The organism is Morganella sp. GD04133 (genome assembly GCF_029835375.1).
Lineage (GTDB): Bacteria > Pseudomonadota > Gammaproteobacteria > Enterobacterales > Enterobacteriaceae > Morganella > Morganella morganii_B.
In genome coordinates, this window is the sequence record NZ_JAODZS010000007.1 from 29552 (window position 1) to 53041 (window position 23490).

Sequence of the window (23490 nt, forward strand, 5' to 3'; positions counted from 1 at the left end):
GATTACCCTTACCCCTTAGTCACTGACTGAAATGCGCGATCCAGATCAGCAATCAAATCGCTGCTGTCCTCAATCCCCGCAGAAATACGTAATAAGCTGTCTGAAATTCCCGCTGCATGCCGCGCCTGCTCCGGCATTCCCGCATGTGTCATGGTCGCGGCATGGGAAATCAGTGTTTCCACCCCGCCCAATGACTCTGCTAGTGTAAAGAGAGACAGGTGAGATAAAAAGCGGGAAATTGCCGCTTCATCACCATTAATGTCAAAACTGAGCATTGCGCCGAATCCTTTCTGCTGCTTTGCCGCCAGTTCATGTCCGGGATGCGTCACCAGTCCCGGATAATACACCTTTTTCACCAGCGGCTGACGCACCAGATAATCCGCCAGAATACCGGCATTTCTTTCCTGTAAGGTGATCCTCGGGATCAGGGTGCGGATACCGCGCAGCAGCAGATAGCTGTCAAACGCCCCCAGCGTCACACCGATATTATTCGCCCACCATGCCAGTGTTTCGCCGTGCTCCGCGTCTGCGGCGATCACCACACCGGCAACCACATCGGAATGCCCGTTCAGGTATTTGGTGCAGGAATGGATAACAAAATCGGCCCCCAGCGCCAGCGGCTGCTGTAATGCCGGGCTGAGAAACGTGTTATCCGCCGCCACCAGCGCCCCTGCCTGATGTGCTTTTTCACTGACTGCCGCGATATCCGTGATGCGCAGCAGCGGGTTGCCCGGTGTTTCAATCAGCACCAGTTTCGGCTTTTCCGCCAGCGCGGCACTGAGTGACGTCTCATCATTCATATCCGCAAAGCGAACGGTAAAATGGCCGCGCTGCTGACAACTGTCGAGCAACCGGTAAGTGCCGCCGTAGCAGTCATGCGGGGCCACAATCACATCCCCCGGTGACAAAAACACGGTAAACAGCAGATGCAGTGCTGACATCCCGCTGCTGGTCACCACCGCCCCGGCGCCGCCTTCCAGCTCAGCCAGTGTGCGCCCGGTGATATCCCGGCCCGGATTGCCGCGCCGTGAATAGTCATGCTCACGCGGGCTGCCGAAAGCCGGAAAATTGTAAGTCGATGAGAGATACACCGGCGGTATGACACAGCCGAATTGGGTCTCTTCATTGAGTCCGTTATGAATTGCCGCTGTTGCGGGTTTACGTGCCATACCTCTTTCCCTGTCAGTCACTGAACGAATTATCAGCATATCCGCGGTTCATTTAGCCGTCAATATGTCTGGACATCCATCCTGCTTTACGGTTATATATACAAGTGGGATAATACCGATATCTGTCAGGTACCTTTCTGTACCCGGCACCTCCTCAAACTGACTAAGATAACAAGGTAATCCATGGCTGAATGGAATGGCGAATATATCAGCCCTTATGCTGAGCATGGCAAGAAAAGTGAGCAGGTAAAGAAGATTACAGTTTCTATCCCGTTGAAAGTGCTTAAAATTTTAACGGATGAGCGTACACGCCGCCAGGTGAATAACCTGCGTCATGCCACCAATAGCGAACTGTTATGTGAAGCATTTCTGCATGCTTTTACCGGACAGCCACTGCCCGATGATGATGATCTGCGCAAAGAGCGCAGTGATGAAATCCCGGAAGTGGCAAAAGAAATTATGCGCCAGCATGGGGTCGACCCGGATACGTGGGAATATTGAGTTTTATCCGCGTGTTATACGACTTATTAACCCGGAAGCAGACATAAAAAAACGCCCTGTGAAATATTTTCATTCAGGGCGTTTTTTATGGAACAACGCGCGGCATGCCGCGCAGTGCCCTTATTTCTTCGCAGAAGGAACGCTGAAGCGTTTGTTGAAGCGATCAACACGGCCGCCGCTTGCAACGTCACGCTGTTTACCGGTGTAGAACGGGTGGCATTCGCCGCACACGTCCAGGTTCAGGTTGTGACCTGCGGTAGAGTTAATTTTCATTACGTTGCCGCAAGAGCAGGTTGCAGTGATTTCTGCGTAGTCTGGGTGAATACCTTTTTTCATGGGAAAACCTCGGTTAAGGCCGTGTCGCTATCCGGGCCTTTTTGCCGGACACCACACGTCGTGTTGATGATAAGTTATCGGTGGTATTTTAATTACCAAAGGCGGCGGATCATACAGAAAATCCCTGAACCATGCAATGAAATCCGCTGTCTTTTCGTGGTATTCTGGATCCCGCATTGCGGATAATTTCCCTGTTTTTACCGGGGAAAAGCTGAAATCCGGTGATTATTCAGACACTTTTACGCCTTTTCCGCCGCTGTGTGTTTTTTACACGCCGGCGCTCTGCCGATAATGGACATTATAATGACAGTCGTCCGGGTGATATTACCAGTACCTCTGACACAAACATTTGACTATTTACTGCCTGATGATATGCCCCGCCCGGTGCCGGGGGCACGGGTGATTGTGCCGTTCGGACGGCAGAAACAGGCAGTCGGTATTGTGGCTGAACTGGCGGAAACCAGCACCTTCAGCCCGGAAAAACTCAAACCTGTTATTGCCTGTCCGGATGATGACACGCTCTTTCCCGGTGATCTGTGGCCGCTGCTGAACTGGGCGGCGCAGTATTACCACTATCCGTTAGGGGAAGTGCTGTTTCATGCCATGCCGATTTTGCTGCGTCAGGGCAAAGAGGCCGCCTTTGCACCGTTGTGGTGCTGGGAAGTGACGCCGGAGGGGCGTGAGATTGATATCCATACCCTCAAACGCTCCCCGAAACAGCAGCAGGCACTGGCCTGCCTGCGCCGTCAGCCGGTTTACCGCCATCAGACTGCAGAATATGAACTCAGTGACAGCGCATTGCAGGGACTGAAAAAGAAAAACCTGATCACCCTGAACGATGTCCAGCCGGAGAGCAAACCCTGGCAGCCGGGATTTGCCGTCACCGGCGAACGCCTGAAACTCAATACCGAGCAGGCCACCGCCGTGGGGGCGATCCGCGCAGAGCAGCATCAGTTTTCTCCCTGGCTGCTGGACGGTGTAACCGGCTCCGGGAAAACCGAGGTGTATCTCAGTGTACTGGAAAATGTGCTGGCCGAAGGCCGCCAGGCACTGGTACTGGTGCCGGAAATCGGCCTGACCCCCCAGACTATCGCCCGCTTCCGTGCCCGTTTTCAGGCACCGGTGGACATTCTCCATTCCGGCATGAATGACAGCGAACGGCTGGCTGTCTGGCTGCGGGCAAAACGCGGGGAGACCGCCATTGTTATCGGCACCCGCTCCGCGCTGTTCACGCCGTTTACCTCACTCGGCATCATTATTATCGATGAAGAACACGACGGCTCCTATAAACAGCAGGACGGCTGGCGTTATCACGCCCGTGATCTGGCGGTATTCCGCGCCAAGAAAAATGATATTCCGATTGTGATGGGGACAGCGACCCCGTCACTGGAAACCCTGTTTAATGTCCGGCAGAAAAAATACAAGGTGCTCCCGCTGACACAGCGGGCGGGAAATGCACAGCTTGCCGATCAGCACCTGCTCGACCTGAAGGGGCTGCCGCTGACTTCCGGGCTGTCACAACCGCTGATCAAACGTATCCGCCACCATCTGGCGGCAGATAATCAGGTTATTTTGTTCCTCAACCGGCGCGGCTTTGCCCCGGCAATGCTGTGCCACGAGTGCGGCTGGATAGCAGAGTGCCCGCGCTGCGACCATTTTTACACCCTGCATCAGAACCACCGCATGCTGCGCTGCCATCAGTGCGACAGCCAGCGACCGGTGCCGAAACAGTGTCCGCAGTGCGGCTCCACGCAACTGGTGCCGGTCGGGCTGGGTACCGAACAGCTGGAAGAGAGCATCACCCCGCTGTTCCCGGATATTCCGGTCACACGGCTGGATCGCGATACCACCAGCCGCAAAGGCGAGCTGGAGCAACACCTGGCGGATGTGCATCAGGGCGGAGCCCGTATCCTGATCGGCACCCAGATGCTGGCCAAAGGTCACCACTTCCCGGATGTTACCCTGGTCGCCCTGCTGGATGTCGACGGCGCACTGTTCTCCGGAGATTTCCGGGCGGCGGAGCGTTTTGCCCAGCTCTACACTCAGGTCTCCGGACGGGCGGGACGTGCCGGTAAACGCGGTGAGGTGATTTTGCAGACTCACCATCCGGAGCACCCGCTGCTGACCGTGCTGCTGGAAAAAGGCTACGCTGCTTTTGCCGCACAGGCACTGAATGAGCGGCAGAGCGTCTGCCTGCCGCCTTACACCAGTCAGGTGATGATCCGTGCCGAAGATCAGAATAACCAGCGGGCGAATGCATTTCTGCAGGCCGTGCGGCAGTTATTCGAATCCCATCCGTTACGGGATGAGCATTTCTGGCTGATGGGGCCGCTGCCTGCTATCCAGGCCAAACGCGGCGGACGTTTCCGCTGGCAGTTATTGTTACAGCATCCGTCCCGCAGTCAGTTGCAGAAACTTGTCGCGCAGGCCATTCCGTATATTCAGCAGATGCCGGAAAGCCGGAAAGTCCGCTGGAATGTGGATGTCGATCCGACCGACGGCTGAGACTGACGTCTTACAGAAAGTGCATGCCATCTCAAAAAATTGAGATAACTCACAGTTTTATGCAAACCAGGTAACAGATTAATTTTACAAAGGGCTTAGAATAGCCGTTAATAGAATGATTAATAAACCGTCTGAATTTCACTTAAGAAGCTCAGGCGGTTTTTCACAGGCATGTGAAAAATACAGCGGACCATAATGATCACAAAAACCGCGCAATCGATACACTTACAGGGTAACCAAAGGAATTAATGATGGAACCACGCCGCAACGATACCGGCGCGACAATGAAAGATGTCGCCAGAGCCGCGGGCGTCTCAACCGCGACCGTGTCGCGGACACTGATGAACCCGGAGAAAGTGTCCGTGCAGACACGGCAGAAAGTGGAAAATGCTGTTCTGGAAGTGGGATATTACCCGCATAATCTGTCCAGGGGGATGAAACGTAATGAATCCCGCACCATTCTGGTGATTGTGCCGGATATCGGCGATCCGTTTTTTACCGATATTATTGTCGGTATTGAGGAAGTGGCCGCCAAACACGGCTATCTGGTCCTGATCGGCGACTGCCGTTATCAGCACAAGCCGGAACACACCTTTGTGAATCTGATTGTGACCAAACAAATTGACGGCATGGTGCTGCTCGGCTCCGATGTGCCGTTTGACAACCGCCATGATGAACAGCGCCACTTCCCGCCGATGGTGATGGCTAACGAATTTGCCCCGGAGCTGGAGCTGCCGACGGTCAATATTGATAACCTGACCGCCGCCTTTAATGCCACACACTACTTACAGTCACTCGGACACACCCGTATCGCCTGTATTTCCGGGCCGGAAGCGCTGCCGTTATGTCAGTACCGTGTCGAAGGGTATATTCAGGCTATGCGCCGCATGGGAATGCCGGTGCGGGAAGAGTATCTGGTGCGCGGTGATTTTACCCACGAGAGTGGTGCGGAATGTGCCGCACAGCTGCTGGCACTGCCGGAACCGCCGACGGCCATTTTCTGCCATAACGATATTATGGCGATCGGCGTGCTCTGGGCGGCCAGAAAACAGGGGATGACACTGCCGCAGGATCTCTCGGTTGTCGGTTTCGATGATTTACCGGCTGCACAATACTGTTCGCCGACCCTGACAACGATCGCACAACCCCGCTATGAAATCGGCCGTCAGTCTTTTTTACTGCTGCTGGAACAGTTGCAGGGACACACCGTGGCAAAAGGTTCGCGCCTGCTGGATTCTGATTTAATCATCAGAGAAAGTGCCTGCGCGCCTAAAAGCTAGGCAAAAACCGTAAGGTTAAGTAACATATAACGCTGAATAAGATGTTTCCTTAACCGACTTATTAGTGAATTGAAACAGTGGCACAACGAGATTATGTGGGACGCGGACGCTCTGCGCCGCGTAAAAAAAGTAAATCACGGAAGAAAAGTCAGGCGAAAGGCCTGCCGTTCACCACATTGGTGATCGCCGTGGCACTGGTGGTCGTTTTTGTCGGCGGCCTGTTCTATCTGGTCCATAACAAAAAAAGTCAGACCGCTTCTGACAGCATCATTCCGCCTGCACATCAGCAGAGTACCGGCAACGGGCTCCCGCCGATCCCGGAGGAGCGCTGGCGTTATATCAAAGAGCTGGAAAACCGCGAAGCCGGGGTACCGGAACAGTATTACGCCAACCCGCAGACACCGGCTAACCGCATTGACCCGGGTGCCAGACTAACCCCGGAACAGCGGCAGCTGCTGGAGCAGATGCAGTCTGATATGCAGCAGGCACCGGTTCAGTTGCAGGAAGTACCGGCAAACGGCACTGTTCCGCGTTCTCAGGTCGTCGTTACCGGTCAGGATCCGCAGCTGCGTATGCAGCCGGAAACCCGTCCTGCACCGCAACCGGCAGAAAAACCGGCTGAGAAACCAAAGCCGGTGCAGGAAAAACCGCAGGCCGCACCTGAACGCTGGTTAGTCCAGTGCGGATCATTCCGTGAAAATGGTCAGGCTGAGGAAGTCCGCGCCGGTCTCGCCTTCTCCGGTATCGAAAGCCGCGTCTCACAGGGTGGCGGCTGGTATCGGGTGATGCTCGGCCCGTATGAAAAATCCGCCGCGCAATCGGTGAAAAGCCGTGCCGCTGATGCCGGCGTAACAAATTGTATTCTTCGCGCCGCCGGGGGTTGAAATCCTTCAGCCCTCCCCCCATATCTGAAGTTAATTCTGTGCCGCCGGGAATATATCCGGCGGCCTCTCTCCATCCTTTAGCACAACCAGGGGCTGACTCATGACAACAATCGTAAGTGTTCGCCGTAATGGCCAGGTCGTAATTGGTGGTGATGGGCAGGCGACAATGGGTAATACCGTCATGAAAGGTAATGTCCGCAAAGTCCGCCGCCTCTATCACGACAAAGTCATTGCCGGTTTCGCCGGCGGCACCGCGGATGCCTTTACCCTCTTTGAACTGTTTGAACGCAAACTTGAACTCCATCAGGGGCACCTGACAAAAGCCGCCGTTGAGCTCGCCAAAGACTGGCGTACCGACCGTATGCTGCGCAAGCTGGAAGCCCTGCTGGCCGTTGCCGATGAAACCGCATCGCTGATTATCACCGGACAGGGGGATGTCGTTCAGCCTGAAAATGATCTGATTGCCATTGGTTCCGGCGGCCCGTACGCCCAGGCAGCAGCCCGCGCCATGCTGGAAACCACCGATCTGAGTGCCCGGGAAATCGCGGAGCGCGCACTGACTATTGCCGGTGATATCTGTATCTACACCAACCACAATCTGAATTTTGAAGAATTACCTTCAAAAGCATAAGGATCGACGTTATGTCCGAAATGACTCCACGCGAAATTGTCAGCGAACTCGATAACCATATTATCGGCCAGGATAAAGCCAAACGCGCTGTCGCCATCGCACTGCGTAACCGCTGGCGCCGTATGCAGCTCAATGAAGAGCTGCGCCACGAGGTCACCCCGAAAAATATTCTGATGATTGGCCCGACCGGTGTCGGTAAAACGGAAATTGCCCGTCGTCTCGCCAAACTGGCCAATGCGCCGTTTATCAAAGTTGAAGCCACCAAATTCACCGAAGTGGGTTATGTCGGTAAAGAAGTGGATTCCATCATCCGCGATCTGACGGATTCCGCCGTGAAAATGGTGCGCCTGCAATCCATCGAGAAAAACCGTTTCCGTGCTGAGGAAATGGCCGAAGAACGTATTCTCGATGTATTGATCCCGCCGGCGAAAAATAACTGGGGTCAGACTGACACCCAGGCAGAGCCGTCTGCAGCCCGTCAGGCATTCCGCAAGAAACTGCGCGAAGGCCAGCTGGATGACAAAGACATTGAAATTGAAGTCTCTGCCGCACCAATGGGTGTGGAAATCATGGCACCTCCGGGCATGGAAGAGATGACCAGCCAGTTACAGTCCATGTTCCAGAACCTGGCCGGACAGAAACAAAAACCACGCAAAATGAAGATTAAAGAAGCCTTCAAACTGCTGGTTGAGGAAGAAGCCGCCAAACTGGTGAATCCGGAAGAGCTGAAAGAGCAGGCCATTGAAGCCGTTGAACAGCACGGTATCGTGTTTATCGATGAATTCGATAAAATCTGTAAGCGCGGCGGTCAGTCCTCCGGGCCGGACGTATCCCGTGAAGGGGTTCAGCGCGACCTGCTGCCGCTGATTGAAGGCTGCACGGTCTCCACCAAGCACGGCATGGTCAAAACTGACCACATCCTGTTTATCGCCTCCGGTGCGTTCCAGGTTTCCAGCCCGTCTGATCTGATCCCGGAATTACAGGGCCGCCTGCCTATCCGTGTGGAATTACAGGCACTGACCACTGAAGATTTCGAGCGTATCCTGACCGAGCCGAACGCCTCACTGACCGTTCAGTACAAAGCACTGATGGCTACCGAAGGTGTGGATATTTCCTTCACCGCTGACGGCATCCGTAAAATTGCGGAATCCGCATGGCAGGTCAACGAAACCACCGAAAATATCGGTGCCCGTCGTTTACACACGGTGCTGGAACGATTAATGGAAGAAATTTCCTATGACGCCAGTGAAAAACAGGGCCAATCCATTGAGATCAATGCGGAATACGTGAAAGATCATCTGGATCAGCTCGTGGCTGATGAAGATTTAAGTCGCTTTATTCTGTAATTCGATAATAATCAGACATAATATTATTCAGACTGCGCGGGTATCATCCGCCCGGCAGTCTGCGTTATTATTTTTTGTCGTTATTATTACATTCTGAAAAGTAAGCGAGTTTCAATGTCAGTCACCCCTTCACCGGCCATCAGCCGTACCCAAGCCTGGCTGGAAAGCCTGCGGCCCAAAACATTACCTCTCGGGGTGATCGCGATTATTACCGGTTCCGCGCTGGCTTACTGGACCGGTCACTTTAAATTCCCTGTTGCCCTGCTCGCCCTTATCACCACCGGGATTCTGCAGATCCTGTCGAATCTGGCCAATGACTACGGTGATGCGGTAAAAGGCACCGATACCGAAGCGCGCCTCGGCCCGCTGCGCGGTATGCAAAAAGGTGTGATCACCGCCGCTCAGATGAAAAAGGCACTGATTCTGACCGTCACGCTCGCCTGCCTGTCCGGGCTGGCGCTGATTATTGTCGCCTGCGAGAAACCGGAAGATATTATCGGCTTTCTGGGGTTAGGTGTGGCGGCGATTATCGCTGCAATCACCTATACGGTCGGGAAAAAACCCTACGGCTACCTCGGGCTGGGTGATATTTCTGTTCTGATCTTTTTCGGCTGGCTGAGCGTGATAGGCACCTATTACCTGCAGGCCGGTTTTTTCAGCCCGCTGACCATTCTGCCCGCGACCGCCTGCGGACTGCTGTCAGTTGCGGTGCTGAATATCAATAATATGCGCGATATCGAAAATGATATCCTGACCGGGAAAAATACCCTGGCTGTCCGCCTCGGTCCGCTGAAATCCCGCTATTACCACGCCGCCGTGATCACAGCGGCGTTCCTGTGCCTGGTGCTTTTTACCCTGCTCTATCTGCACGGCTGGTACAGCTGGCTGTTCCTGCTTTCCGCACCGGTACTGTTTATGCATATCAGACGTGTGCTGGGTGACATGACCGCCACGGGAATGCGCCCGCTGCTGGAACAGATGGTGAAAGCCGCACTGCTGGTCAATATCCTGTTTTCCGCAGGGCTTATCTGCCAGCGTCTGTAACCGGGATTTACGCCGAAATCTGCCGCTTTCTTGATTCAGATCGGAAAGCGGTCGCTGTTGATTTTGCAAACAACGGTGCGAAGGGGCTATACTGACTGTATCCGGCAGCAACCAGACGTAAAATCCTATGAAAAATGATACCTTCGACACCTCCGAGCTTTGTGACATTTACCAGGAAAATGTGAATGTCGTTGAACCCCTGTTTTCCAACTTCGGGGGCTGTTCATCGTTTGCGGGGCAAATCACCACCGTAAAATGCTTTGAAGATAACGGACTGCTCTTTGATCTCCTGGAAGAAGAGGGAGAAGGCCGTATTCTGCTCGTTGACGGGGGCGGTTCTGTCCGCCGCGCGCTGGTTGATGCGGAACTCGCGGCACTGGCAGTGCAGAACGGCTGGGAAGGTATTGTGGTATACGGCGCGGTGCGTCAGGTGGACGACCTGGCAGAAATGGATATCGGTATTCAGGCCATGGCCGCCATTCCGGCAGGCTGCGGTTCAGAAGGTATCGGTGACAGTGATATCCGCGTGAATTTCGGCGGCGTGACGTTCTTCTCCGGCGATTATCTGTATGCGGATAACACCGGGATTATTCTGTCTGATATCCCGCTGACCCTGCCGGAAGAAAATGATGACGATGAAGATGAAGATGAGCTGACCGAAGCATAATCCTCATCAGATACACAAACAGCAAAAAGGGCGGATATCCGCCCTTTTGTCGTTATGACGCCATATAAAACCGCATCACACTCAATCAGTTATTTGCAGTAAGGCGGACAAATGAAGTCAGCACCACAGAACAATACCCGTATTACGCTAAACAGCCACAGCATCAAAACCGCGATTACGCTAAATCATTCGTTCTGTGGCAAGGCGGTGAAGCGAAGAGCTCCGGGAGCATACATCAGTATGTGACCGGGGAGCTGAGCGAAACCAACACAGCCACAGGGCGAAGGATGACGCGTAATTACTGGACGTCGTCCATTTTTCCGAGCAAAGCCCGCAGACGCTCCTGCCAGCCTGCCTGCTCCTGCTTCAGCTGTTCGTTTTCACGCACCAGTGACTCACGGGCACCGGCGGCATTCTGCACTTCGCGGTTCAGGTTATTGTTCGTTTCTTTTAATTCGTCGATTTCCATCTGTAACAGGGTGATGGTGTCGATAGCCTGCTGGACCTTTGCTTCCAGCTTTTCAAATACTTCAAATGACATCTTGCGTCCTCCTTGTAAGCGATGCTCTGATTGTAAGTAGGTGTTATCAATGTGTCCAGTCACATCACGTGTATTCCCCATAATGCCGCAGAATAAAATCCGGCAATTATCAGCCTGAATGTTGCATCCCTGTTACAAAATATGCGAAATCGCTCAATTTTTTGACACAAACCACAGTTCTTGATTTCGTTATTTCTCGATTACGAACATTAACGATAAATTCACACTCAGACATATGTCTGATACACGAAGAACATCATTTGTTAATAATTCACACTTATTTCACCCTAATTTTGCACTATCAGGATTGATACTATGAGTCTACTAAAATCTCCGACCCTCTTCGGACAATGTCTTTCCGAGTTCCTGGGTACAGCTTTGCTGGTCTTCTTTGGTTTAGGCTGTGTGGCTGCGGTTCGTATTGCCGGCGCACAGCTGGGATTATGGGAAGTCAGTATCATCTGGGGTCTGGGTGTGGCACTGGCAGTGTATCTGACAGCCGGGATCTCAGGCGCGCATCTCAACCCGGCGGTCACACTCGCGCTCTGGCTGTTTGCCTGCTTTGATCGCCGCAAAGTCATTCCGTATATCGCGGCACAATTCCTCGGCGGATTTGCTGCCGCAGCACTGGTGTATTCAATGTATTACAATGTGTTTCTTGATTATGACCAGGTGCATCATATTGTGCGCGGCTCACCGGAAAGCCTCTTTACTGCCGGGGTATTCTCCACCTATCCGGCAGCAGCAGTCAGTGTGGGCCAGGCGTTCTTTATCGAAGTGGTGATCGCCGCCATCCTGGTCTGCCTTATCCTGGCACTGACCGACGACGGCAACGGTGTACCGCGCGGCCCGCTGGCACCGCTGCTGATTGGCCTGCTGATTGCGGTTATCGGCGGCTCCTTCGGTCCGCTGACCGGATTCGCCCTTAACCCTGCCCGTGACTTCGGCCCGAAAGTAGTTGCATACCTCGCAGGCTGGGGAGATATCGCCTTCACCGGCGGGCGTGATATCCCGTATTTCCTGGTGCCGATGTTTGCGCCGGTCGTCGGCGGGTTACTCGGTGCATTCGGCTACCGCAAACTCATCGGGCGTCATCTGCCGTGTGAAGTGTGTGATACCGGAGACGAAAAATAATACCGCAGCGAATCACGTACTCTGACGTTATCGCGTGTTTGTTCACTCAGAAATAAAACAGGTTTAATTATGACAACAGAAACAATCACCCGTGAGAAAAAGTATATCGTCGCGCTGGATCAGGGAACCACCAGTTCACGGGCGGTACTTTTTGATCGTAATGCCAATATTATCGATATCGCGCAGCGCGAGTTCACCCAAATCTACCCGAAACCGGGCTGGGTGGAGCATGATCCGATGGAAATCTGGGCCACACAGAGTTCCGTTTTAACGGAAGTCCTCGCCAAAACGGACGTACATCCGGACGAAGTCGCCGCTATCGGTATCACCAACCAGCGCGAAACCACCATCGTCTGGGAAAAAGAGACCGGCAAACCGGTTTATAATGCGATTGTCTGGCAATGCCGCCGGACGGCAGATTACTGCACCGGTCTCAAGCAGAATGAAGAAATGGTCCGCTACATCCGGGAAAACACCGGTCTGGTGGTCGACCCGTATTTTTCCGGCACCAAAGTGAAGTGGATCCTCGATAATGTTGAGTGTGCGCGGGAAAAGGCGGAGAAAGGGGAATTACTGTTCGGAACCGTTGATACCTGGCTGGTCTGGCGCATGACTCAGGGACGTGTGCACGTCACTGATCACACCAACGCCTCGCGCACCATGCTGTATAACATCCGTTCACTGGCGTGGGATCAGAAAATCCTCGATCTGTTCGGCATTCCGCGTGCCATGCTGCCGGACGTGAAAGCATCATCAGAGATCTACGGCAAAACCAACATCGGCGGGAAAGGCGGTACCCGTATTCCTATCGCCGGTATTGCCGGTGACCAGCAGGCGGCACTGTTCGGTCAGATGTGTGTTCAGCCGGGCATGGCGAAAAACACCTACGGCACCGGCTGCTTCCTGCTGATGAACACCGGTAACGAAGCGGTGCTGTCTGAACACGGCCTGCTGACCACGATCGCCTGCGGTCCGCGCGGTGAAGTAAATTATGCCCTTGAGGGCGCGGTTTTTGTGGCCGGAGCCTCCATCCAGTGGCTGCGTGATGAGATGAAAATCATTGCTGATGCCACCGATTCCGAATACTTCGCCACCAAAGTCAAAGACAGTAATGGTGTGTATGTGGTGCCCGCCTTTACCGGCCTCGGTGCACCTTACTGGGATCCGTATGCACGCGGAGCCATTTTCGGTCTGACACGGGGAGTGAACAGTAATCACCTGATCCGCGCCACGCTGGAATCTATCGCCTATCAGACCCGCGACGTACTGGAAGCCATGCAGGCCGATGCCGGAACCCGTCTGAAGGCACTGCGTGTCGATGGCGGTGCGGTGGCAAACAATTTCCTGATGCAGTTCCAGTCCGATATCCTGGGCACGTCTGTGGAACGCCCGCTGATCCGCGAAAGTACCGCACTGGGTGCGGCATTGCTGGCCGGGTTATCCACCGGGTTCTGGCAGGATTTGGAGGAAATAAAAGCCAAATCCACCATCGAGAAAACCTTCCGTCCGGGCATTGAAACCACGGAACGGAATGTCCGTTATAACGGCTGGAAAAAAGCCGTTGCCCGCGCACAGGACTGGGAAGACCACAGCTAATCCCTCTGAGTTTTACCTTTCTGCCGCCGGTTAATACCGGCGGTTTTTTATGCGCGAAAACAACAATTATCACCAGAACAAAAAACCACCTCACTCTGTAAAAGTACCTGCCTGCAGATTAAATTCCCGGATATGCCACCGCGATCACAAAAATTAACCAACTGTAATCAATATGTAACATCTTGTGCTGGAATTCACAGTAATAACGAATAAAAACGAATAGTCTGTGAGCGCAAAGGAAAATACATGAAGAAAACCGCCGTTGTTCCGGTAAACTTCATCACCGCACACTGATAAATACTTAGCGAAGGAGATGTCTATGCTAAGCCTGTTTAAACCTGCGCCGCATATTCAGCGGCTCAGTGCCGATCGTATTGATCCGGTATACCGCCGTCTGCGCTGGCAAATCTTTATGGGGATCTTTTTTGGCTATGCTGCCTATTACCTGGTCCGGAAAAATTTCGCCCTTGCTTTCCCCAGCCTGATGGAACAAGGGTTCTCCAGAGGCGAACTCGGTACGGCATTATCGGCGATCTCCATTGCTTACGGTCTTTCCAAATTTATCATGGGATCGTTTTCTGACCGGGCTAACCCACGCTATTTTCTCCCGACCGGACTTATTCTTGCCTCCGCTGTCATGTTAATCATGGGCTTTTGCGACTGGGCAACCTCTTCCGTCTGGATTATGGCTATCCTGCTGTTTCTCTGCGGGTGGTTCCAGGGGATGGGCTGGCCGCCGTGCGGACGCACCATGGTCCACTGGTGGTCACAAAAAGAGCGCGGCGGGATTGTGTCTGTCTGGAACTGTGCCCATAACGTCGGCGGCGGCTTACCGCCGATGCTGATGCTGCTGGGAATGTACTGGTTCGGTGACTGGAAAGCCGCGTTTTATATGCCGGCATTTGCCGCCATTCTGGTAGCACTCATTGCATTTGCCCTGATGCGGGATACCCCGCAATCCTGCGGCCTGCCGCCAATCGAAGAGTACAAAAACGACTATCCTGATGATTATACAGAGAACAGCGAAGTTGAACTGACGGCAAAACAGATCTTTATGCAATACATCCTGCCGAATAAGTTACTGTGGTATATCGCTTTTGCTAACGTCTTTGTTTACCTGCTGCGTTACGGCGTGCTGGACTGGTCACCGACTTATCTCCGGGAAGTCAAACATTTCGATATAACGGGCTATTCTGTCGCCTATTTCCTGTATGAATGGGCGGGGATCCCCGGCACACTGCTGTGCGGCTGGATGTCAGATAAAGTCTTTAAAGGAAACCGCGGTGCAACCGGGGTGTTCTTTATGGCACTGGTCACCATCGCCACCGTGGTCTTCTGGCTCAACCCGCCGGGAAACCCGGCGGTTGATATGGCGTGTATGATCACCATCGGCTTCCTGATTTACGGCCCGGTCATGCTGATCGGCCTGCACGCCCTGGAGCTTGCACCGAAGAAAGCAGCCGGTACCGCAGCGGGATTTACCGGGTTATTCGGCTACCTCGGCGGCTCGGTGGCAGCAAGTGCCATCGTCGGCTTTACCGTGGATTATTTCGGCTGGAATGGCGGTTTTGGTGTCATGATTGGCGGCAGTGTGCTCGCTGTGATCCTGTTAGTTGTGGTCATGCGTGGTGAGAAAAAACACCACGATGAAATCGCCCGCAATAAAGCCTAAGCGGAGACAGACAGATGAATATATCCCGTCAGTTTTATCTTGTCAGTGCCCTTGCGGGTGCCGTGCTCTGCGGCTCTGCCGCTTTTGCGGCAGACAATAAGATTGTGATTGCACATCGCGGTGCCAGCGGCTATCTGCCGGAGCATACCCTGCCGGCCAAAGCGATGGCATATGCGCAGGGTGCTGATTATCTGGAGCAGGATCTGGTGATGACCAAAGATGATGAACTCATCGTCCTGCATGATCATTATCTCGACCGTGTTACCGATGTGGCAACACGCTTTCCGGATCGCGCACGTAAAGATGGCCGTTACTACGCTATCGACTTTACTCTCGCGGAAATTAAGTCCCTGAAATTTACTGAAGGATTTGAAATCGAAAACGGTAAACCGGTACAAAAATATCCGGGTCGTTTTCCGATGGGAAAATCAGATTTCCGTATTCATACCTTTCAGGAAGAACTTGAGTTCATTCAGGGTCTGAATCATTCCACCGGAAAAAACACCGGGATTTACCCGGAAATCAAAGCGCCGTGGTTCCACCACCAGGAAGGTAAAGATATCACCCGTAAAACCCTGGAAGTGCTGAAAGCTTACGGCTACCAGACTAAAGATTCCGGGGTATTTCTTCAGTGTTTCGATCCGAATGAATTAAAGCGCATCAAAAATGAACTGATGCCGGAAATGAAGATGGATCTGATGCTGATACAGCTGATCGCTTACACCGACTGGCAGGAAACCTTTGAGCAGAATGCGGAAGGCAAATGGGTCAACTATAACTATGACTGGATGATGTCTCCCGGTGCGATGAGTAAAATCGCAGCATATGCTGATGGCATCGGGCCTGATTATCATATGCTTATCAGCAAGGAGTCCAGACCGGGGCACATCACCCTGACGCCGATGGCAAAAGAGGCACACGCTTCGCAACTGATGATCCATCCGTTTACTGTCCGCGCGGATGCCTTACCGCCGTATGCGGAGAACACTGAACAGTTATTTGATGCTATTTATATTCAGGCCGGAGCAGAAGGGTTATTTACTGATTTTCCGGACAAAGGCGTACAGTTTCTGCAAAAACATAAACTGCATCAGTGATCACTCCGCTGCGGAACAAAACAACAACGGGCACAACAGTGCCCGTTTTCTTTATCTCAGAAGCCTGACTCAGGATGCCATCGGCTGCTGATTCTGCAACCGGTGAGCCAGCGGCAGCCAGCACAGCACCATAATCACGGAGACTGCCAGCATCAGCAGGCCGACACTGCCCTGCCCGCCCTGCGGCATCAGTGCTGAAATCCAGGTGGCAACACCGGAACCCACATTCTGTAGTCCGCCCACCAGTGCACCGGCAGCCCCCGCCAGATACGGGAACGGCTCCATTGCCGCCGTGGTGGCCAGCGGAAACAGCATCCCGGCACCAAAAAAGAACAATGCAGCGGGGATCAGTAACGTCCAGACATTCATCACACCCAGCAGCCCCGGGATCCACATCAGCGCACCGGCCACCAGGCAGCAGATTACCGCACACCACACCAGAAAACTGAAGGATTTACTGTCCCGCCCGGCAAACCAGGCACCGAAAAATGCTGCCGGGATCGGCAGAATAAACAGAATACTCACCGCCATACTACTCAGCCCCAGGCCGTCACGCATCAGCACACCACTGGAGGCCTCAAATACCGCCACCCCGGCCAGGCCGCAAATCAGCATCGCCAGATACGGCACAAATGTCCGGTTGGTCAGCAGCAGGCGGAAAGAGGCCCACATTTTCGGTTTCTCTTTCATCGGCGGACGGGTTTCCGGCAGCTTGTGCCACATGTTGTAACCCACCGCCAGGCCGAGCAGGAGCAAAAACGCATAACAGGCGCGCCAGCCGAAGAAAAACGCCAGCGCACCGCCGAGCATCGGGGCAATCAGCGGGCTGACCAGGATCCCCATATTCAGCAGGCTGTTGGCATAGCGCAGGGAAATCCCGGTATATAAATCACGCGGCATGGTCCGGGCCATCACCCCGGCCACCCCGGTCCCCAGCCCCTGCAACCCGCTGGCAATCACCAGCATGGTCAGGTTCGGCGAAAACAGCGCAGCAGTCGTGGATAACACATAAATAAATAACCCGGTGAGGATCACCGGACGGCGGCCGATTTTATCTGAGATCGGCCCGTAAATAAGCTGGGATGCACCATAGGTAAATAAATACGCCGCCATCACACTCTGCACGGCACCCGCCGGTTCGCCGAAATCCAGCGCAATATCCGTTATTACCGGTACATACACCGTCTGCGTCATTTGTCCGACAGCAATCAGCGCAATCAGCATTACCAGCAGATGAAAATTTTCCAGTTTTTTCATTTTTATTGTCAGTCTTTACATTGTTACCGGGAGGGCACAGCACAATTCCGGCAGTGATAATTACAGCCAGAATCAGTCATACTTGCGATACCCTATAAAATAGCAAATTAAAAAAATTTTGGGAGATAGTTCACACATTTATTTTTGTTACCAAACGACCGTTTTTATGCTGTTTCCGGCAACTAAACTGTACAGTTCATCCTGATTTATCGTATTCATGCGACAGGATCCTCTGACGCATTTAATCGATACATTTTTCCCCGTTGGCTTATTACACTGGTTTACATATTAATAACGACCATTCTGCGACTGACGGAGGTTATGCATGTCAAACTGGATCACAGGACGTGTCACACGTATCACACACCATACTGATACCTTATTCAGCCTGCATGTTCAGGCACCTGTCCGCCCGTTTACGGCGGGACAATTCGCCAAACTCGGCCTGGAAATTGACGGCGAACGCATACAGCGCGCTTATTCTTATGTTAATGCACCGGATGATGATGATCTTGAATTTTACCTGGTCACCGTCGGCGACGGTAAACTCAGTCCGCGTCTGGCAGCCCTGATCCCGGGAGATGAACTGCTGATCACCGATGAAGCGGCCGGTTTTTTTGTGCTTGATGAAGTACCGGACTGCGACACCCTCTGGATGCTCTCCACCGGCACCGCCATCGGCCCGTTTTTATCCATTCTGCAATATGGCAAAGATCTGGATCGGTTCCGGCATATTGTGCTGGTACATGCCGTGCGCTATGCCGCCGACCTGAGCTATCTGCCGCTGATGCAGGAACTGCAGAAAAACCTCAGGAGTGACAAACTGCGGATTGTGGCTGTCGTCAGCCGGGAACATGCGGAAGGCTCACTGCATGGCCGGGTCCCGGCGCTGATCAGTTCCGGTGAGCTGGAAGCCGCCGCCGGCTTACCGCTGACCGCCGACAGCAGCCATGTGATGCTGTGCGGTAACCCGGAGATGGTGAAAGATACCCAAAATCTGCTGAAAACGGAGCGGGAAATGCGCAAACACCTGCGCCGCAAACCCGGGCATATCACCAGCGAGCAATACTGGTGATACCCTGACAGCGGGTTCGCCCGCTGTCTCCGCCTCAGTGGCCGTCGATTTTATCCACCGGCTGTGTGTTTTCCCCGAAGCGGTTGCCCTCATCAAGACTTTTAAACACACCGCAGTCGAGCACCATGATCATCACAATAAAAATCGGCAGAAAACGCCCGAGTCCCCACTGCCAGAAGTCACCGGCGAGGCTCCAGTCCGGTGTGGTCAGCGCCCACGCCATCACCAGCATCAATGCCCAGCCGCCGCGTTTATTGCGATCATGCAGGCGTTTGGTAAAAATTGCGGCTGCCGGATACATCACCATCAGTACCGGTACCATAATCACTTCAACAGGTAACTGAAACAGCCCCTGTAATGACATCAGGAGAAACAGCACTGCGCCGCACACGCCGATCCCCGCCCAGAATGCTTTGCGGCCGATCCGCCCGTGAAACGAAAACGCCCATTGTTGTAGTGTCATTTCTCTTTCCTAATCGTGTACACTGGTTATGTTGCAGACAGATCACAGGGAGCCGTTATGAACGCAGTCAAAAAAACCGTACTGACCGCCCTGACAGCGGGATGCACACTGCTGCCTGTCACATCCGCTGCGGCAGGTGATACGGTACTGATCCCCATCCCCTGCTCACCGGAAGCGCTCTGGCTTCAGGCAGATGCGCCCGCCTTCGGCATCACCATCCCCGTTATGCGCGAACAGTTTAACCGCAACAACCCGTTGCTGCCATTGCGGGAATACAAAGTCGTGGCCTCAAACGACATTACTGCCAGCTATCTGCGGGCGGCAACCCGCATCAGCCCTTATATTTACTCCTCTGCCGTCCTTGAGCGCGACAGTGAAAAAATCAAAAGTCTCCAGCTGACACTGCTGCCCGGTGCGGACAGTACGGCGGAAAAAAACAACCGGGACCTGATGCTGGCCTATATTAAAGCACTGATTATTCAGTTCGAGCCGACACTCAATAAAAGCAATATTGATGCCGCCCTGAGCCGGGCGCTGGCAACGGATTTCAAAACCGGCACTTACGCCTCTCAATTCGGTGCATTACGTTATCTTCTGGTAGTTGATAGTAAAAATGGGGTAACTTTCGCTATTGAACCGATTAAGCTTTCGCTATCTAATAGTGAAACGGCACAGTAAACAGTGGCCGAAAAGCAAAGCTATTTCGCGCCGCTTTCACTATACTGTCTCTCTGTTTGCCTGTTCGCCGCTCTGCGCGGACAATGGTAATAAAGCTGAAGTCATTTAACTCATTCCGGCAGGAGGAAATACAATGCGACATCCCTTAGTCATGGGTAACTGGAAGCTGAACGGCAGCAGTAAAATGGTTCATGAGCTGATCACCGCTCTGCGTCATGAAATCGGTAATGTCACCGGATGTGATGTTGCGATCGCACCACCGGCAATTTATCTCTCTCAGGCCAAACAGGTTCTGGCGGGCTCCTCCATTGTGCTGGGTGCCCAGGATACCGGCCTGAATCTCTCCGGTGCGTTCACCGGCGAAACCTCCCCTGAAATGCTGAAAGATATCGGCGCGCAGTACATCATTATCGGTCACTCCGAGCGCCGTACTTACCACGGTGAGAGTGATGAATTAGTGGCAGAAAAATTCGCTGTCCTGAAAAAACTGGGTCTGACCCCGGTACTGTGTATCGGTGAATCCGAAGCGGAAAATGAAGCGGGTAAAACCGAAGAAGTCTGCGCACGTCAGATTGATGCTGTTCTGAATACCCAGGGTGCAGACGCTTTCCTCGGCGCGGTCATTGCCTATGAGCCTATCTGGGCTATCGGTACCGGCAAATCCGCCACGCCTGCCCAGGCACAGGCAGTCCACAAATTTATCCGCAGCCATATCGCGAAAAAAGATGCGAAAGTGGCAGAGCAGGTCATCATCCAGTACGGCGGTTCCGTGAACGATAAAAATGCCGCAGAGCTGTTCACTCAGCCGGATATCGACGGTGCATTAGTCGGCGGCGCATCACTGAAAGCCGATGCGTTCGGCGTGATCGTCAAAGCTGCTGCCGCAGCCAAAGCGGCAAAATAATCCCGGATTCCGGACAGCAAAAAGCGGCGAAATCGCCGCTTTTTTTGTGTGTTCCGTGAAATCAGAACCGGTACTGTCGTTTTAAATAACAAAAAACTAGTTTTTCCAGTTTATATTATTTTTATTTGCACGTTTAAATGTCTCCCGCACCCGGTCAATAATATCTGTCTGTGCCTTTGCCGGTTTCCCCTCCAGCGTCACCACACGTTCTAATAATGAAAGGAATGTCACAACCATTTCAGGTGTAAATTGCTTCATACTCAATTTAAGTATATGAGGGACACTTTGATCAAAATTCAGTTCGTTATCATGTACCAGATGTGAAGATGAGGAAAACAAGTCCGCAGCATCCTGATTTTCCAGGTTAAAATTATCCGTAAACAGCGTAATTACCGTTTGTTTTTGTTCCCGGGATATTTCCCCTTCCTGCTTCAGAGCCCCGACAATAATAACGGCAGCCGCTTCTGTTGCCGTCGGTAAATTATAAATCGGTTTCACCCCGTATTGTTTTTGCCACTTTCTTCGCCGGGCCCAGGTAAACGGATTAAACGAATTCAGATCAACACCTGAGTTTTGTAATGAATGTAACGCCCATACAAGCGCCGCTAATGCTGAAATTGCAGCAATAATAATATGCATATTGAGGTCTGCCCCACTGTCCTTATGAATCCGGTATCCGATTTCTTTTAAATTCTCCATGTTACAGACAGAGATGCAACAAAAAATGTGTGACAAGGCAGCAACGTGAGGATATCCCGGGTCACATACACTAGTATGTGACCCGGGCGATGAATGAAGCCAACACCGCCACAGGCTGAAGGACAATTCGCGTAATCCTCTAAATCATTCAGTTTGTGGCAAGGCGGCAAAGTGAGAACATCCCCGGGAACATACACCAGTATGTGACCGGGGTGGGCGAACGCAGCCAACACGGCCACGGACTGAAGGATGACGAGGATTTTTTAGTAGAGTTTCTTCGCGGTCTCATACCAGTCTTTCTTAAACACCCGCTTCATATTCATCACCGCATCAATAATATCGTGATGAACCAGTTTTTCATTCTGGATCCCGACACAGCGGCCGCCGTAACCTTCCAGCAGTAACTGAATAGAATATGCGCCCATGCGGGATGCGAGGATACGGTCATACGCCACCGGTGAACCGCCGCGCTGGATATGGCCCAGCACCGTTGCGCGGGTTTCGTGATGTGTTGTTGCTTCGATCTGGCGCGCCAGTTCATACACATCGGTGACATGTTCGGTGATCGCTACAATGGCATGGCGTTTACCTTTATCAATCCCGGCTTTGATTTCTGCAATCAGTTCATCACTGCTGTATTCCACTTCGTTCGGCGGCAGAACGATAAATTCACAGCCTCCGGCAATGGCGGCAGACAGCGTCAGGTCACCGCAATAGCGCCCCATCACTTCCACAATAGAGATACGTTTGTGGGATGTGGAGGTATCACGCAGGCGGTCAATCGCTTCAACCACGGTTTCCAGCGCGGTAAAATAGCCGATGGTGTAATCGGTTCCTGCCACGTCATTATCGATAGTGCCCGGCAGACCGATGCACGGAAAACCCGCTTCGGTCAGTTTTTTGGCGCCGAGATAGGAACCGTCCCCGCCGATAACCACCAGCGCGTCGATGCCGTTTTTGCGCATATTTTCAATCGCCGTTTCCCGCACTTTATCATCACGGAATTCCGGGAAACGAGCTGACCCGAGGAAGGTACCGCCGCGGTTGATCACATCAGAGACACTGAAGCGGTCGAGCTGTTTCATCCGGTTTTCATACAGCCCGAGATAGCCGTCATAAATCCCGATAACTTCCAGCTCTTCTGACAGCGCAGCGCGGACGACGCCGCGGATCGCGGCATTCATGCCCGGCGCATCACCGCCGCTTGTCAGCACACCGATTCGTTTGATCTTCTTGCTCATGATGACCTCTGATTTGCAGATGTAATATGTGTAAATCTGAAAAACCTGAGCGGCATGTTACCACGCTTCCCCGGTCAGGCTTCGGGAATTCACTGCTGTAATGCGGTGCTGAATTGATTCACCTAACCCTATAGTAAAATAAGGTTTCGCCGGATGCACCTACCTTTGCGGATTTTTTTGTCATTTTGAGACACCGGAAACACCGGTACGTCATAACCGGATATTATTCAGCATACCCGTTAAGGATACCCGAAAAACAGAAAATAATTAGCGTATCCGAAACATTTTTTTCACAAAAAATGCGTTACAGGAAAGAGAGGAGTAAAAACCGGAATTTGAAATAAAAAATCACATCCGGAGAAGAATATATATCCGGATTCTCCGCACATTATGTAATTAATGAAAACAAACAGTAATAAACTATGTAAGAATTTACATTGTGACATAATTAATGTAATAGAATTTTATATAATATTTTTTTGCAATTATTGAATATTACTTATGGCAGGTATTAAAAACAAGAATATTAGTAACATTCAGACATACTAATTTAATATTTATCACACCATCATCGTTACTCATATCACGGGTATCGCCATTTCCTCCGGTAAATCAAATCCGGAATTTAAACAACAATACTAACCCAAAAACAGACTTAACAAGAATATTATACTGGCCAATAAAATAAAAAAACCATCAGATTACCTTCATTCATCCTGTGTATTAAGATTCATTCCCACCAAATAAAATTAAAAAAAACTACGTAAATA

Annotated in this window: 22 protein-coding genes; 15 read left to right on the plus strand and 7 right to left on the minus strand. The window is 52.4% G+C overall.

Going from position 1 to position 23490, the window contains the following annotated elements; all coding sequences use genetic code 11:
• Window positions 1-8: 8 nt before the first annotated feature.
• Complete coding sequence (gene metB / locus N7387_RS04445; RefSeq protein WP_279797201.1) at window positions 9-1169, minus strand: cystathionine gamma-synthase; 1161 nt, start codon at window positions 1167-1169, stop codon at window positions 9-11.
• A 183-nt stretch (window positions 1170-1352) separates the two neighbouring features.
• Between metB and metJ the strand changes: the two genes are divergently transcribed.
• Window positions 1353-1670, plus strand: a complete 318-nt coding sequence (gene metJ, locus N7387_RS04450; protein ID WP_004236602.1) for a met regulon transcriptional regulator MetJ — start codon at window positions 1353-1355, stop codon at window positions 1668-1670.
• Between the two features lie 120 nt (window positions 1671-1790).
• Here the strand turns inward: metJ and rpmE are convergent, their stop codons facing one another.
• Window positions 1791-2006: a 50S ribosomal protein L31 gene (rpmE, locus tag N7387_RS04455; protein WP_025151971.1), complete on the minus strand. Its 216-nt coding sequence runs from the start codon at window positions 2004-2006 to the stop codon at window positions 1791-1793.
• 303 nt (window positions 2007-2309) lie between these two features.
• Here rpmE and priA point away from each other — a divergent pair, with 303 nt between their 5' ends.
• The 7 genes from priA (at window position 2310) to rraA (ending at window position 10363) form a co-directional block, all read left to right on the plus strand.
• Complete coding sequence (gene priA / locus N7387_RS04460) at window positions 2310-4511, plus strand: primosomal protein N' (protein ID WP_279797208.1); 2202 nt, start codon at window positions 2310-2312, stop codon at window positions 4509-4511.
• Between the two features lie 251 nt (window positions 4512-4762).
• On the plus strand, window positions 4763-5791 hold the full coding sequence (cytR, locus tag N7387_RS04465) for a DNA-binding transcriptional regulator CytR (protein ID WP_279797339.1): 1029 nt from the start codon (window positions 4763-4765) through the stop codon (window positions 5789-5791).
• Window positions 5792-5868: 77 nt separating this feature from the next.
• Window positions 5869-6675 carry a cell division protein FtsN gene (gene ftsN / locus N7387_RS04470; RefSeq protein WP_262860779.1) on the plus strand — a complete coding sequence of 269 codons (807 nt, stop codon included), beginning with the start codon at window positions 5869-5871 and terminating at the stop codon, window positions 6673-6675.
• Window positions 6676-6775: 100 nt separating this feature from the next.
• On the plus strand, window positions 6776-7306 hold the full coding sequence (gene hslV, locus N7387_RS04475) for an ATP-dependent protease subunit HslV (RefSeq protein WP_015422392.1): 531 nt from the start codon (window positions 6776-6778) through the stop codon (window positions 7304-7306).
• Between the two features lie 11 nt (window positions 7307-7317).
• The gene (gene hslU, locus N7387_RS04480; RefSeq protein WP_262860780.1) at window positions 7318-8652 is read left to right on the plus strand and encodes an HslU--HslV peptidase ATPase subunit; all 1335 of its coding nucleotides are present in this window, start codon (window positions 7318-7320) and stop codon (window positions 8650-8652) included.
• A 114-nt stretch (window positions 8653-8766) separates the two neighbouring features.
• The gene (locus N7387_RS04485) at window positions 8767-9696 is read left to right on the plus strand and encodes a 1,4-dihydroxy-2-naphthoate polyprenyltransferase (RefSeq protein ID WP_262860781.1); all 930 of its coding nucleotides are present in this window, start codon (window positions 8767-8769) and stop codon (window positions 9694-9696) included.
• Between the two features lie 127 nt (window positions 9697-9823).
• Window positions 9824-10363 carry a ribonuclease E activity regulator RraA gene (rraA, locus tag N7387_RS04490; RefSeq protein ID WP_279797213.1) on the plus strand — a complete coding sequence of 180 codons (540 nt, stop codon included), beginning with the start codon at window positions 9824-9826 and terminating at the stop codon, window positions 10361-10363.
• 298 nt (window positions 10364-10661) lie between these two features.
• Here the strand turns inward: rraA and zapB are convergent, their stop codons facing one another.
• Window positions 10662-10904, minus strand: a complete 243-nt coding sequence (gene zapB / locus N7387_RS04495) for a cell division protein ZapB (RefSeq protein ID WP_004236611.1) — start codon at window positions 10902-10904, stop codon at window positions 10662-10664.
• A gap of 315 nt (window positions 10905-11219) precedes the next feature.
• On the opposite strand from zapB, the gene N7387_RS04500 reads away from it, so the two are divergent.
• The 4 genes from N7387_RS04500 (at window position 11220) to glpQ (ending at window position 16403) form a co-directional block, all read left to right on the plus strand.
• Window positions 11220-12038: an aquaporin gene (locus N7387_RS04500; RefSeq protein WP_279797217.1), complete on the plus strand. Its 819-nt coding sequence runs from the start codon at window positions 11220-11222 to the stop codon at window positions 12036-12038.
• Between the two features lie 69 nt (window positions 12039-12107).
• Entirely contained in the window at window positions 12108-13634 is a 1527-nt protein-coding gene (gene glpK, locus N7387_RS04505; protein ID WP_279797219.1) for a glycerol kinase GlpK, read from the plus strand.
• A 319-nt stretch (window positions 13635-13953) separates the two neighbouring features.
• Entirely contained in the window at window positions 13954-15306 is a 1353-nt protein-coding gene (gene glpT, locus N7387_RS04510) for a glycerol-3-phosphate transporter (protein ID WP_274369912.1), read from the plus strand.
• A gap of 14 nt (window positions 15307-15320) precedes the next feature.
• Window positions 15321-16403 carry a glycerophosphodiester phosphodiesterase gene (gene glpQ / locus N7387_RS04515; RefSeq protein WP_279797223.1) on the plus strand — a complete coding sequence of 361 codons (1083 nt, stop codon included), beginning with the start codon at window positions 15321-15323 and terminating at the stop codon, window positions 16401-16403.
• Window positions 16404-16472: 69 nt separating this feature from the next.
• Here the strand turns inward: glpQ and emrD are convergent, their stop codons facing one another.
• Window positions 16473-17660: a multidrug efflux MFS transporter EmrD gene (emrD, locus tag N7387_RS04520; protein WP_262862616.1), complete on the minus strand. Its 1188-nt coding sequence runs from the start codon at window positions 17658-17660 to the stop codon at window positions 16473-16475.
• 325 nt (window positions 17661-17985) lie between these two features.
• Here emrD and fpr point away from each other — a divergent pair, with 325 nt between their 5' ends.
• On the plus strand, window positions 17986-18735 hold the full coding sequence (gene fpr, locus N7387_RS04525; protein WP_279797226.1) for a ferredoxin--NADP(+) reductase: 750 nt from the start codon (window positions 17986-17988) through the stop codon (window positions 18733-18735).
• Window positions 18736-18769: 34 nt separating this feature from the next.
• On the opposite strand, the gene N7387_RS04530 is transcribed toward fpr, so the two are convergent.
• On the minus strand, window positions 18770-19198 hold the full coding sequence (locus N7387_RS04530; RefSeq protein WP_279797228.1) for a DUF805 domain-containing protein: 429 nt from the start codon (window positions 19196-19198) through the stop codon (window positions 18770-18772).
• A 57-nt stretch (window positions 19199-19255) separates the two neighbouring features.
• Between N7387_RS04530 and N7387_RS04535 the strand changes: the two genes are divergently transcribed.
• Together N7387_RS04535 and tpiA are read left to right on the plus strand one after the other, a co-directional pair.
• A complete protein-coding gene (locus N7387_RS04535; RefSeq protein ID WP_279797230.1) occupies window positions 19256-19876 on the plus strand; it encodes a DUF1454 family protein in 621 nt (206 codons plus the stop codon).
• A gap of 133 nt (window positions 19877-20009) precedes the next feature.
• Window positions 20010-20780, plus strand: coding sequence for a triose-phosphate isomerase (gene tpiA / locus N7387_RS04540; protein ID WP_025151987.1), 771 nt, complete (start codon window positions 20010-20012; stop codon window positions 20778-20780).
• Between the two features lie 96 nt (window positions 20781-20876).
• Here the strand turns inward: tpiA and N7387_RS04545 are convergent, their stop codons facing one another.
• Together N7387_RS04545 and pfkA are read right to left on the minus strand one after the other, a co-directional pair.
• Window positions 20877-21479, minus strand: coding sequence for a phenylacetic acid degradation protein (locus N7387_RS04545; protein WP_279797232.1), 603 nt, complete (start codon window positions 21477-21479; stop codon window positions 20877-20879).
• 263 nt (window positions 21480-21742) lie between these two features.
• Window positions 21743-22720 (minus strand): 6-phosphofructokinase, encoded by a 978-nt coding sequence (pfkA, locus tag N7387_RS04550; protein WP_025151989.1) that lies wholly within the window; start codon window positions 22718-22720, stop codon window positions 21743-21745.
• Between the last annotated feature and the right edge of the window lie 770 nt (window positions 22721-23490).